Origin of the sequence: Euzebya rosea, from assembly GCF_003073135.1 — a bacterium.
In the GTDB taxonomy this organism is placed as follows: Bacteria; Actinomycetota; Nitriliruptoria; order Euzebyales; family Euzebyaceae; genus Euzebya; species Euzebya rosea.
The window spans coordinates 15743-29110 of sequence record NZ_PGDQ01000008.1; the positions used below are offsets into that span (position 1 = coordinate 15743).

The 13368-nt window shown below is 70.7% G+C and carries 5 protein-coding genes; 3 read left to right on the top strand and 2 right to left on the bottom strand.

The genetic code is table 11. The annotated features are described in order from the left end of the window. Positions 1-68 precede the first annotated feature (68 nt). Positions 69-8099, bottom strand: a complete 8031-nt coding sequence (locus CUC05_RS24720; protein ID WP_157965494.1) for a ThuA domain-containing protein — start codon at positions 8097-8099, stop codon at positions 69-71. 274 nt (positions 8100-8373) lie between these two features. Here CUC05_RS24720 and purD point away from each other — a divergent pair, with 274 nt between their 5' ends. Continuing rightward, entirely contained in the window at positions 8374-9645 is a 1272-nt protein-coding gene (purD, locus tag CUC05_RS12235; protein WP_108666404.1) for a phosphoribosylamine--glycine ligase, read from the top strand. Between the two features lie 536 nt (positions 9646-10181). Here purD and CUC05_RS12240 read toward each other — a convergent pair. Continuing rightward, the gene (locus tag CUC05_RS12240) at positions 10182-11147 is read right to left on the bottom strand and encodes a helix-turn-helix domain-containing protein (RefSeq protein WP_108666405.1); all 966 of its coding nucleotides are present in this window, start codon (positions 11145-11147) and stop codon (positions 10182-10184) included. Positions 11148-11240: 93 nt separating this feature from the next. Here CUC05_RS12240 and CUC05_RS12245 point away from each other — a divergent pair, with 93 nt between their 5' ends. Beyond that, positions 11241-12749 (top strand): flavin-containing monooxygenase, encoded by a 1509-nt coding sequence (locus tag CUC05_RS12245; protein WP_108666406.1) that lies wholly within the window; start codon positions 11241-11243, stop codon positions 12747-12749. After that, a complete protein-coding gene (locus CUC05_RS12250; protein WP_108666407.1) occupies positions 12746-13366 on the top strand; it encodes an acetoacetate decarboxylase family protein in 621 nt (206 codons plus the stop codon). Before CUC05_RS12245 ends, CUC05_RS12250 begins: the two co-directional genes overlap by 4 nt. The last annotated feature ends 2 nt before the right edge of the window (positions 13367-13368 follow it).

A 13368-nucleotide genomic window follows, 5' to 3' on the forward strand; every position in this document is an offset into this window, starting at 1 on the left:
CCCTTTCGTGATGCAGACAACAAAATAGGGGCGGGGGCTGACCGAAGTCAACCCCCGCCCCGATCGAATTACCGCAGGGCCGCGGCGAGCGCCTCCTGGAGGCCGGCGGGAAGGACGGATTCCCCGCCCAGCAGGACCAGCAGCTCGGTTCCCGACCCGTCCCCAGCGAGGAACGAGGCGGCCGGCTGACCGTCCAGCGGCTGGCCTCCGTCGACCAGCAACAACAAACGGTCGGTCCGAGCACCGTAGGCACCGGCTGCGAGTGCATCGGGGAAGTCGGCGCCGGTCGCGACCATCATCTCGGTCACGTCAGCACCGCCGTCCACCGCCCATCCGAGGATGGTCGTCGCGGTCTCGTAGCGGTTGGCACCGCCCAGTCGGGCGGTCAGCTCGATCCCGTTGGCGGCCAGCTGGTCGACGACGTCGTCACCGACGACCGCCGTGCCACCGACGATCAGGACCCGGCGGACCTGATGATCCACCATCGCCTGCAACGTCTCCGGGCTGAGCCCCTCTCCACCGGTCAGGTAGATCGGGAGCCCCTGGGCCGCGGCGATCGGGGCGATCGCCAGGGCATCGGCGAAGGAGCCACCGGAGGCCACCACGGCCAGTCCGCTGGTCGCACCGCCCATCCGAGCGGCGACGGCACGCGCCGTCTCCGTCCGGCTGGCACCGGCGAGCCTGCTGACCTGCAGGCCGGCCTCGCGGAGCGTGGCCTCCACGCCGTTGGACAGGGCCGCCTCGCCACCGAGGAGCACGACCTGGGTGGCACCCAGGCGCTGGATCTCCTCGAGGACACGCGGGTCCAGCTCGTCGGTCCAGCTCAGCAGGAGCGGGGCGTCGAGCTGGCCGGCCAGCGGTGCGGCCGCCAGGGCGTCGGCGAAGCCACCGGCGGTGGCCAGCACGACCTGGTCTGCGCTGTCCCATCCGGACCGGGAGGCCTGGATGGCCGTGCCGATGCGGTCGCTGTCGGTCACCCGCAGGGCTGCGGTGTCGACCCGGTAGGCCAGGACGCGACCACCGGGCTGGACCGGGATGGTCAGCTGGCGCATCGCCTCGTCCTGTGCGAAGGACGCGTCGTCGTCGGTGCAGCGCACGGTCGTGGCCGCTCCGGTCTCGTCGACGTGGACCAGGCAGATCCGGCCCGTCTCGTCGGTGGTGACGGTCAGGGTGCCGCCTGCGGTCATGTCCCAGCCGGCGATGAACTCGCCGAACCCGTAGGGGTCGTCGCCCTCGTAGTCGGAGTGGTCCACGCCACCGGCGGTGGTCCCGCTGTTGCCGGGGTTGCCCGGGTTGCCGGGGTTACCGGGGTTACCGGGGTTGCCGCCCTGGCCGGGGGGTGTCCTCTGGACGCGGGTGAAGGTGACGCTCTGGGTCTCCTCCACGTTGCCGGCCAGGTCGATCGCACGGAACTCCACGGTGTGCTCGCCCATGCCGGGGACCACGAAGGAGTCGGTGTAAGTCGTCCACTCCCCGGAGGGATCGTCGACGCGGTACTCGATGCGGTCCACGCCCTCGCCCTCGCCGTCGTCGGCGGTCAGGGTCACCCGAACGGGGGTGGTCACCTCACCGTTCTCGTCGGGCTGGGGGTTCAGGGACGCGGTGGTGGTCGGGGCGTCGGTGTCCGGGAGGACCACGGTGAACGCGAAGGTCGCGACGTCGCTGGTGTTCCCGGCGGTGTCGGTGGCCCGGTACTCCACGGTGTGGTCGCCGGCGGCGTCCACCGCGAAGGGTGCGGAGTAGGTGGTCCAGTCACCGCCGTCGAGGCGGTACTCGATGGAGTCGACGTCGGACAGGTCGTCCTCGGCGTCCAGCACCACGGTCTGCGGCCCGAACTGGTCGAGGGTGACGCAGGCGATCGGCAGGCCGGGCGCCTCGGCGTCGTGGATCATGATCGACAGGTCCACCGCACGGGCGATCCAGTCGGCGGAACCGGTGCCGGTGACCGTGCCGTCCGGGCCGACCGTCAGGCCCGCGGTGGGGTCGGCGGTCGAGGACAGCCACAGCTCGTTGGGCGGGGTGCCCGGGCCGCTGGGGTCATCGGCGTAGTGCCCTGCCGGATCGGCGCAGGTGCCGAAGTGCAGGTGGGAGGGGTGGGTGGTGCCCGGCGTCAAACCAGCGGCGGTCAGCGTCACGTCGGTGCCGCTGTCGCTGCGGGTCAGGGTTGCCGTGCCGGTGATGTCCAGCGTGGTCCGCCCCTCGATGGAGCTGATGTCCCCGCTGGCGTCACCGCGCAGGCCCAGGGTGGCCGTCGGCGGCGTCGTGTCCTCGATGACCTCCTCCACGATGGTGAAGGTCCGCGTCACCACGTCGGAGACGTTGCCGGCGCTGTCGGTCGCCCGCGCCTCGACGGTGTGCTCCCCGAGGCCAGCGACCTCGAAGGTGTCGGTGTAGGTGACCCAGTCACCGGACGGGTCGTCCACCCGGTACTCGATGGTCAGCTCGCCAGCGGGTCCAGCGGCCGGTTCCACGACGACGGTGCCGTTCTGGGCGCTGCCGCTCGCGGTGGAGTGGATGCCGCAGAAGTACTCGTAGGTACCCGGCGTGTCGAAGGCGTGGGCGAAGGTGCCAGCCGTCTGGGTCGGCGACGCGAAGCTGCCGTCGTCGGCCTGGACGTTGTGCTCCTGGTTGCCGGTCCAGGTCCACAGGACGGACTCGCCAGCGCTGATGGTCGTGGTCCGTGGGTCGAAGTCGTTGTCGATGACGTCGACCGTGGCGGTCGGGTCGGTGGCGGAGAGGGTCACGTCGACGGGACCGTCGATGACCTCGCCGTTCTCGTCGGGCTCGGGGTCGAGCTCGATCGATGCCACGGGGGCGGTCTCGTCGGGCTCCGGGATGGTGAACTCGAAGGTCCCTTCCTCGGAGGTGTTGCCCGCCAGGTCGGTGGCGCGGAACGCCACGGTGTGGGTGCCGGGGGCGTCCACGGTCAGCGGAGTGTCGTAGGCGGTCCAGTCGCCACCGTCGAGCTGGTACTCGATGGTGTCCACGCCCGAGCCGTCGCCGTCGTCAGCGGACAGGATCAGGGTCTGGGGACCGTAGGCGTCGAAGCTGGCACAGGCCACTGGCAGCCCGGGGGACTGGTCCTCGTGGATCATCACCGACAGGGGTTCGCTGCGTGCGATCCATGCAGCGCTGCCCTGACCGGAGATGGCCCCGGAGGCGTTGGACTGCAGGCCCGCCATCGGGTCCTGGGTCGAGGAGAGGTGCAGCTCGTTGGGCGGGGTCTCCGCACCACCGGGCACGTCCTGGTAGTGGCCACCGCCGTCACCGCAGTACCCCTCGTGGAGGTGTGCGCGGTAGGTGGTGTTCGCGGCGAAGCCCTGTACGTCGACGGTGACGGTCGTGCCGTTGTCGTCGCGGGTCAGCGTCGCGGTCCCGCTGACGTCGGGCAGGGTGTTGCCGGCCGGACCCATCTCACCGGTGATCTCGCCACGGAGGGAGAGGTCGACGGTGGGCGCGGTCTCGTCGGCGTTCTCACCGAGGAGGCGGAAGTACTCGAAGTCCACGTCCACCGGGTCGATGGGGGTGTCGTTCGCTTGGTTGACGCCCAGGGTGTAGATGCCGAAGGACGCTTCCTCCTCTGCCAGAGCCGTGTTGGTCACGGCCTCCGCCATGTCGGTCCAGGTCGCTCCCTCATCGAATGAGTAGGACCCGATGAAGGAGTCCCCGTCCTTGGTCAGGCGCAGCGTGACCGCGGTCGCGGTCGTGTTGACCTGCGGCTGCGGGTTCTGGATCGCGCCGCCGAGCTCGCTGCGGAGCTCCAGCCGCTCGACGCCCTGTTCCTGGCCGCCGGCGACCAGGTCGAACTTCACGTAGTGGTCGTCGTCGACGTAGGCAAGCAGGCCGGCTTGCTGGTAGCGGCCGAGCAGCTCGGCGCTGGAGATGTGGGTCTCGATGGTCCAGTCCTCCTCCGGCATGGGCTGGAGGATGAAGTTCGGCGGGTTGCCGCTGCCCCCGGTGTAGATGTCACCGGGCTGGGTGGTGAGGGTCAGGGCGCCATCGGCGACCGACCAGTGCTCGGGCTCGGGCCGCACGATCTCGCTCCAGCGACAGCGGTCCAGGTCATCACCCTCGAACTCGTCGGACACGCTGATCGGTCCGTCGCTGGGAGAGGTGACGTGGAAGAAGTCGAAGGTCGCGTCGATGTTGGCGGCGGTGTTGTTGCCCGTCAGGGCGAGGATGCCCATCCGGGGGTTGGCCGGGAGGGCTGCAGGACGACCCACGTCGGTCCAGTTGGCACCGCCATCGGCCGAGTACGCGGCCGTCAGCTGTGCGCCATCGGAGGTGATGCGCAGCTGGAAGGTCGAGGGGAAGTCCCCGGGCAGGGCTCCGGTGTTGTCCTGGCCGGCGTTGCGCGCCGACGCGGCGACCTCGTTGATGAACTCGATGGCGCGGTTGCCGTTGTAGACGAGGTCGAGCTTGGTGTAGTTGTCGTCGTCGCCGTAGACGATGAGGCCTGCCTGCTGGTAGGTCTCGGTCGGGTTGACCGTCACCTGTGTGGTGATGGTGAACGGGCCGGACGGGGCGGGTTGCAGCAGGACGTTGCCGGCGGTGTTGGTGCCCTGGTACAGGTCGCCGTCGCTCAGGGTGAGGACCAGCTGACCGTCAACCACGCTGTACTGGGTGTCGTCGTGGCGGACGATCTCGCTCCACCGCGTCAGGTCCAGGGACGTGCCGTCGAAGTCGTCGGAGGCGTCCGTCAGGCAGGCCGGCGGCTCGGGTGTCGGGGCCACCGTGATGGTGACGTCGGTGAAGCCCGTCGCCCCACGCTCGTCGGTGACCGACAGCCTGGCCACGTACTCGCCCGGCTCGGTGTAGGTGTGGGTTGCGTCCTCGGTGTCGGCAGTGGCGCCGTCACCGAAGCTCCAGGCGTACCCGGTCAGGGCATCGTCGTCGGGGTCGCTGGCCGTTCCGTCGAAGGCAACGGTCAGCGGCGCGTTGCCAGACGTCACGTCGGCAGTCGCGGTCACCACCGGGGCGGCGTTGTCGGCCACACCCTGTCCATCGAAGAACAGCTCGTCGATCGCGACGTTGGCGCCGGTGGCCACCAGGTAGTAGGTGTCGGTGCCTCCGGGGTCGGTCACGGCCACGCCGTCGGTGAGCTGGTAACTGGTGAGGGCGCCGGTGGCGGGGAGCGGCACGGTGGCAGCGACGGGGCCGTCGACCGCACCCTTGCGGAGCTCGAGGGTGGCGCCGTCCGCGGTGCCGCTGTAGCGGACGCGAAGGCTGTCGATGCCGGTCAGGTTCACGGGATCGAACGAGAACCAGGCGCCGGGGACCATCTCGACCCGGTTGCCGCCCTGCGCGCCTTCGAGGTCGCGCACGGTGGAGGTGCCGGAGGAGTCGTCGAAGTGCTCCGCCTGACGGCGCTTGGGCTGGAGGACGACGACGTCGTTGTCGCTCAGCGACGGGACACCGTCCCCACCAGCGTCGATGTAGGAGGCCTCGAGGACGTAGAAGAGGTTCTCGCTGGCACCGTGACCCGAGTCACGCGTGGTGTTGAAGATCCCCTCGCACCCGGTGGTGTTCTCAAGGGCGTGGGCGTGTTCGTCGTGGCCCAGCAGCAGCCGGACATCGACATCGGCACAGTCGATCTCCGTGCCCGACGTGCCGTCCTCGAAGTCTGTGACGGTGGCGGACCACGCTACGGAGTCACCGAAGTCCACGAACCCACCCTCGACGGGGGTGTCCATGACGACCTCCGGGCGCGTGTTTCCTGCGGTCACCGTGACGGCGGTCACGCCGACCGCGCCCTGGTCGTCGGTGACGGTCAGGCTGGCCGTGTAGCTACCGGCCTCGGTGTAGGTCGTCGTGGGGTTCGGGTCGGTCGAGTCGGTGGTGCCGTCGCCGTCGAAGTCCCAGGCATACCCGACGAGGGTGGCCCCAGCGGCAACCGCCCTGGATCCCTCGCTGGAGAAGCTGACCTGCAGCGGGAGCGGGCCGTTGTCCGGCGTGGCCGTTGCCACGGCGACGGGGCGGAACGAACCGCCCGTGTAGCCGATCCGGGAGATCCGGCTGTCGGCGTTGTTGCCGCCGAAGCCCGAGCCCCACTCGATCAGGTAGACCGCGCCGTCGGGGCCGACCTTCATGTGGTGAGGGCGGAGGAAGGTCTCGTCGTCGAGCCAGGGCGCGACCTCGGTGATGGCACCGGCGTCATCGGAGTGGACCTCGTAGATGTCACCGGTGTTCCACTCCATGAGCAGCGCGACACCGTCGTAGTAGGGCGGCAGGCCGTCTGGTGCGCTGGTGGCCGGGTCGTACTCGAGGATCCCGCCTGCGCCGGGGGCACCACCGGTGCCTATGACCGGGACGCCCGTCGTGCTCTTTCCCCACCACAGCGTGGCTGGCTGTGCCGGCGGGAGGTTGGTCAGGCCAGTGTTGTTCGGCGAGTCGTTGACCGGCGCATCACAGTCGAAGGCCGGACCGGAGGTACCCGTCGCGAAGTCGTAGTCCCGGTAGGCGGAGTTCGGCCCATGGCAGTAGGGCCAGCCCTGGTTGCTGGCCTGGTCGATGGCGAGCCACTCCACGCGTCCGTCCGGACCACGGTTGGCGTTGGCGTTGCCGGCATCCGGGCCGTAGTCACCGACGGTCAGCCGGTCGTGGACGGGGTCCCAGTTGATGGTGAAGGGGTTGCGGAAGCCCATCGCCCAGATCTCGGGACGGGTCCGGTCATCGGTGTCGGCGGCCTCGTCGAACAGGTTGCCCGCAGGGATGCTGTAGGTGCCGTTGTCCTCGGGGTGGATCCGCAGGACCTTGCCGCGCAGGTCGTTGGTGTTGCCCGAGGTGCGCTGCGCATCCCACGTGGAGCGGCCGTCCCGCTCGTCGTGGGGGGAGTAGCCGTCGGAGTTGAACGGGTTCGTGTCGTCGCCGGTGGACAGGTAGAGGTTTCCGGACTCGTCGAAGTCGAGGTCGCCCGAGGCGTGGCAGCACTCGTCACGCTGGACCACCACCTCCAGCAGCTTCGCCTCGGACGCCACGTCGAGCTGGCCGTCGACGAAGGTGAACCGGGACAGCTGCCCGGCGCCGCAGACGTTGGCGTCGGGGTCGGCATCGGTGCAGGGCACGTTGCCGGGGGCGGAGTAGTAGAGGTAGATCCAACCGTTGGTGTCGAAGTCGGGGTCCAGCGCGATGCCGAGCAGCCCGTCCTCCTGCCCCTGGTAGACGTCCAGCGTGCCGACGGTCGTGGGGATCTCGGTCTCGGGATCCCACATGCGCAGGCGGCCATCGCGCTCGAGGTAGAACACGCGCCCGTCGTTGGCGACGTCGACCTTCATCGGGTTCTGGGTGCCGTCGTCGAGCACGACACGCTCGAACTGGTCCTTAACGGTCGCACCACAGTCGGCGGGGACGACCCCGGCGGCGGTCCGGATGCCCTGCTCGATGTGGGTGACGAAGTCGGGCTCGCTGAAGCTGGCGTCGGTGTGGCCACCGCCGGTGTACCAGGAGCGACCCCCGTCGTAGTCCTGGCACCACGCGATCGGGTGGTCGGCGCCCATGCCCCCGCCGCTGTAGGTCTCCTCGTCCAGCGTCATGAGGACATGCACGTCACCGCGCGGGTTGGATTGGTAGTTGTACCACTCGTCGGTCCGCACCCATTCGGCGTCGAGGTGGGCCGTCGACGGGTGCACCGCGTCGGCAACCTCGACCTCGGCGGTCGGTGTCCCCGGCGGGTGCCCCTCGAAGTAGGCGCCCACGAGGTCGCCGTACCACGCCCAGTCGTACTCGGTGTCGGACGCCGCATGGATGCCGGCGTAGCCGCCGCCTCCCTGGATGTAACGCTCGAACGCGGCCTGCTGGCTGTCGTCCAGCACGTCACCGGTGGTGCTCAGCCACACCACGACGTCGTAGTTGGCGAGGTTGGCGTCGGTGAAGTCAGCCCCGTCCTCGGTCGTGTCGACGGTCCAACCGTTGTCGACGCCCATCTGCTCGATCGCCGCGATGCCGGCGGGTATCGACCCATGGCGGAATCCAGCGGTCTTGCTGAAGACCAGGACGTCGATGCCGTCGTCCTGGGCCAGCGCGGGTTGGGGCGCTGCCCCGATCCACACGGCGGACAGGACGGCGACCAGCAGGCTTCCAAGCAGCAGCAATCGACTCATGACGGGCGTACCTCTCGTGTCGGCTCTCACGACGGCGACTTGTCCGACCTGGCGGCGGTCGGGCCTTGTTTCGTGATTAACACGACAAACTAGGGCCGCCCTGTTGCCATAGTCAAGACATTTGTTCACGAGAAGTTGAATCCCATGTGTGAATGAACAACTTTCATTCCCGGTGGCCGCACACACGTGGTTCGGCACCCACCCGCCGTCGCCCCCGACTCCCACCCGCCGAGCAGGCGGTCCACTGCGCCACGGCATGCCATCATCGGCGGCCATGCGCGTACTCGTGATCGGCGGCGGTGGCCGCGAACATGCCCTTTCCTGGGCGCTGGCCCGGTCGGCCTCGGTCGACCACGTCGTCTGCGCTCCCGGCAACGTCGGGGTCGACGGCGTTGCCGAGCGGCGTCCGGTCGATGCCGAGGACCCCGTCGCTGTCGTGGACCTGGCCCGCGAGGTCGAGGCGGACCTCGTGGTCGTCGGCCCCGAGGCGCCGCTGGTCGCCGGCGTCGTCGACGCGCTGACCGAGGCGGGCATCACCGCGTTCGGTCCCACGGCCGCTGCGGCACGACTCGAGGGATCCAAGACCTTCGCCAAGGAGGTCATGCAGGCCGCGGGGGTGCCGACCGCCGGGTACTGGAGCGGCACCGACCCCACCGAGGCCAAGCGGGCCCTGGACGCCTACGCCCCGCCCTACGTGATCAAGGCCGACGGCCTCGCCGCGGGCAAGGGTGTGCGGATCTGCGCCGACCGCGCCGAGGCCGAGCAGGCCATCGACGACGCCCTTGTCGACCGGGTCTTCGGCGACGCCGGCGCGGCGCTAGTGATCGAGGAGTTCCTCGACGGCCCCGAGTGCTCGCTGTTCGGGTTGTCCGACGGCACGCGCGTGGTCCCGCTGGAGCCGGCGCAGGACTTCAAGCGTGCGCTGGACGGCGACGAAGGCCTGAACACCGGCGGCATGGGCGCCTACTCGCCGGTCCCCGCCGTCGGCCCGGACATGGTCGCCGACATCCACGCCCGGGCGCTGCAGCCCGTCATCGACGAGATGGCCCGGCGGGGCACCCCGTTCGTCGGCGTGCTGTACGCGGGGCTTGCCCTCACCAGCAACGGGCCGAAGATCATCGAGTACAACGCACGGTTCGGTGACCCCGAGACGCAGGTCGTGCTGCCCCGCCTGACCAGCGACCTCGGCCTGCTGCTCCTGGCCTGCGCGAGGGGTGACCTGACCGCGGCCGAGCCAGTCACGTTCGGCGACGACGCCTGCGTGACGGTGGTGATGGCCAGCGAGGGCTACCCCGCGAGCTACCCGAAGGGCCTGCCGATCACCGGGCTCGATGCCGCCGACGAGCTCGACGGCGTCACGGTCTTCCACGCCGGCACGGCCGAGCGGGACGACGAGGTCGTCACCGCCGGTGGCCGTGTGCTGGCCGTCAGCGCGACGGGCAGCTCGATCCCCCTGGCCCGTGCTCGGGCCTACATGGGCGTCGGCACGATCGACTTCCAGGGCGCCCACCACCGCACCGACATCGCCGCGTCCCCCACCACCTGACCCGGGTCCCGGCCGGCCACCGCTGCCACCCTCGGGCCGCTCGGTCGGCCCGACCGGGGGTGTGTGCGTTCCCCCTCCCCCGTGGGCGTCCATCCCTCACACCTCAAGCCACCGTGCGGCATCACCACCTCGCCCGGGCGGGCAACGCACACCGCACCCGATAGCGGGTGACTTGCCCAGCCACAGGAGGAGGGAATGCCACACGAGGCCGTGGCGGGCCGGCCCCCCACGGGCCGATCACCCGGGGGCGGGGCCGTCCGTCCACCGACGGGGCCGACCACCCTCGGGCCGCTGGTCCGTCCCAACCGGGGGCGTGTGCGATCCCCCTCCCCTGTGGGCGCCCATCCCTCACACCCCAAGCCACCGTGCGGCATCACCACCTCGCCCGGGCGGGCAACGCACACCGCACCCGATAGCGGGTGACTTGCCCAGCCACAGGAGGAGGGGATGCCACACGACCTCTTGGTCGGCCGCCCGGACGGAGGCCGGCGGGGCCGGTTGGGCACGCTGCCCCTCAGGGACGGGCACGCTGCCCCTCAGGGACGGTCGCGCTGCCAGGCAGTGGGGGTCCGCCCGGTCCACCGGCGGAAGGCGGCGATGAAGCTGGAGGCTTCGGCGTACCCCAGCCGCAGCGCCACGTCCTCCACCGCCAGCCGACCGGTGGCCAACATCTCCGTGGCCAGGGACTCGCGGACCTCCTCCAGCAGCAGCCGGTAGCTGGTCCCCTCCACCCCGAGGCGGCGACGCAGCGTCCGCTCGGTCATGCCCAGGTCTGCGGCCACCGCCGCCATCGGCGCCCCCTCGGCCAGTCGCTGGGTGACCAGCACCCGAACCTGCTGGGCGACGCCGGACCGGGCCCGCCGGGACGCCACGAGCTCCTCGCACATTCCCTCGTACATCGCCCGGGTGCGCGCGTCCCCCTGGGGGAGGGGGTTTGCCAGGTAGTCCGGCCCCACCTCCAGCGTGCCGCCGACGAACCGCGGGGCCGGCCGACCGGGCAGGAGCTCACCGAGCACCGTCTCGATCGCCGCGGTGTCGCGGCCGTGCACGAAGGCCACCACGTCGTCGGGGATCCCCTCGGTCGACAGCCGGATCAGCAGGCGGCCCTCCTCCGCCTCGACGACCGGCAGGGCGAAGGCGAAGGAGAGGTCCCAGAACCGCAGCGCGACGTCGACCGCGTCCAGCACGGTGACGCTCGACAGCAGGGCGAAGCCGAAGATGCCGAACGTGCTGACGTGGTATCGCCGGCCCACCGCTCGACCCTCCGCGGCGTACTCGCCTCGGGCGACGTCGCGCAGCAGGTTGCGCACGACCCGCAGCTCCTGACCCGCCGTGACCTGTCGATGTGTGTCGACCAGGTCGGTCGAGGACAGCCCCGACCCGGCCAGTACCTGCTCGACCGGGACCCCCCGGTCGGCGGCGTGGGCGACGAGCAGCACCGTCGACCCGACCCCGCGGGGGAAGTCGGGAGCGCGGGCAGCCGGTCGTTGGAGTGGCAGCACTCAAGCCATCCTGCCCGAAGGTTGTCCGGAATCCTCGATCAGCTGTCCGCTCTTCACTTCGTCGGCGCCACCTCGCCCCCGTACCGTCCTCCCATGGCAGAGCCGACCACACCACGCAGCCGCGCCCGCACGTCCCCGAGGGTCCTCGTCATCGGCGCCGGGTTCGGGGGCCTCGGCCTCGCGATGGCGCTCCACCGGGCCGGGCACCACGACGTCACCATCCTCGAGCGGGCCGACGACGTGGGCGGGGTCTGGCGTGACAACACCTACCCGCAGGCAGCCTGTGACGTGCCGTCCTCGTTGTACTCGTGGTCCTTCGCCCCCCAGCCGACCTGGTCACGCCGCTACAGCCAGCAGCCCGACATCCTGGACTACATCCGCCGCACCGCGGAGGAGGAGGGGGTGCTGGCCGACGTGCGGACCGGCATGGAGGTGACGGCCGCGACCTTCGACGAATCCACCCGCGTGTGGCATGTCGACACCGCGTCCGGCGAGCGGTTCGAGGCCGACGTCCTGGTCCCCGCCGTCGGCCAGCTGTCCCAGCCGTCGATCCCCGCCATCCCCGGGGCCGAGACGTTCGCCGGGACGGCCTTCCACTCCGCCCGGTGGCGGCACGACGTCGACCTGACCGGCACGCGCGTCGCCGTGGTCGGCACCGGCGCCAGCGCCATCCAGTTCGTGCCCGGCATCGTCGACGACGTGGGCGCGATGACGGTGTTCCAGCGATCCGCCCCCTACGTCGTCCCCAAGCCCGACCGTGCCTACACCGGGCTGCACCACCGGGCGTTCGAGCGGTGGCCGGCCACCCAGCAGGTTGGGAGACGGCTGACCCGCAGCCTCTCGGAGTGGTTCAACCGCTCCTTCGAGCAGGGCGGTGTGTTGCAGCCCCTCCTGCGGGCCACCTGGCAGGCGACGTTGTGGGCGCAGGTTCGCGACCCCGACCTGCGCGAACGCCTGGTGCCGGACTATCCGCTCGGCTGCAAGCGCGTGCTGTTCTCCAACGACTGGTATCCGGCGCTGGACCGCGATCACGTCGACGTGGTCACCCACGACATCGTCGAGACCCGTCCCGAGGGGCTGCGCACCGCCGATGGCCGGATCCACGAGGTCGACGTGATCATCTGGGGCACTGGCTTCGCCGCCACCCGCTTCCTGGACGGCATCGATGTCACCGGCCGGGACGGGCTGGACCTGCACGACGTGTGGGCCGACGGTGCCCGGGCGCACCTGGGCCTGGCCGTGCCGGGGTTCCCCCAGCTCTTCGTGATGTACGGCCCCAACACCAACCTGGGCGGCTCCTCGATCATCCAGATGCTGGAGGCACAGGCGGGCTGGATCGTCCAGGTCGTGGACGCGATCGCCGCTGGCCGGGTCGGATGCGTCGACGTCCGTGCCGACGTCGCACGTGCCTACGACGCGGAGATGCAGGAACGGCTGGGCGAGAGCATCTGGAGCGCCTGCACGAGCTGGTACACCGACGGCGGCCGCATCACGACCAACTGGCCCGGCCTGGTCGCGGAGTACGAACGCCGCCTTGCCGAGGTCGACTTCGACGAGCTGGTGGAGGTCGGCGTGCCGGCCGCCGCCGGAGGTGTCGCATGACCGGCTACCCCGCCGAACCGTGGGACCTGCGTGGCACCGGCGCCATCACGATGTGGCACGTCGACCACGACCGGCTGCCGGTCCTGCCCAAGGGGACGCGCCCCCTCACCGTCGCGGGGCGCGCGGTCGTGGCCACGGCGTTCGTGCGCTACGACGAACGCGGACTAATGGGCTATCACGAGCTGCTGGCGGCGGTCGTCGTTCGCCACGGGCTGCGTCCGGCGCTGTCGATCACCGACATCTGGGTGGACAGCGAGGTGTCCATGGCCGGTGGACGTGGCCTGTGGGGCATCCCCAAGCAGATGGCCACCTTCGACATCGGGTACCGGTCCTGGTCGGCGAGCACCGCTGACGGGCTGGCCGCCGCTGCCGCCGTCGAACCCGCCGGCGGCCCGGACGTGCGCCTGCCGTTCCCGCTGCCGGGGCGGGTCGTGCAGACCCTCGACGGGCGGACGGTCGCCTCCCGCATCCGCGCCGGAGGACGTGTTCGCCGGACACGGTCGACCTGGGAGGTCCCCCCTGCCGGCCCCCTCGGGTGGCTGTCCGGCGCCTCCCCCGTGGTGCACATCGGCGCTCCTGACTTCGCCATGACCTTCGGCTCCGCACCACGACGCTGACC

What these genes read in the sequence shown, in the direction of transcription:
- CUC05_RS12245 (WP_108666406.1), top strand. Translation starts at nt 11,241, where the DNA reads ATGGCAGAGCCGACCACACCACGCAGCCGCGCCCGCACGTCCCCGAGG.
- CUC05_RS12250 (WP_108666407.1), top strand. Translation starts at nt 12,746, where the DNA reads ATGACCGGCTACCCCGCCGAACCGTGGGACCTGCGTGGCACCGGCGCC.
- CUC05_RS24720 (WP_157965494.1), bottom strand. Translation starts at nt 8,099, where the DNA reads ATGAGTCGATTGCTGCTGCTTGGAAGCCTGCTGGTCGCCGTCCTGTCC.
- purD (WP_108666404.1), top strand. Translation starts at nt 8,374, where the DNA reads ATGCGCGTACTCGTGATCGGCGGCGGTGGCCGCGAACATGCCCTTTCC.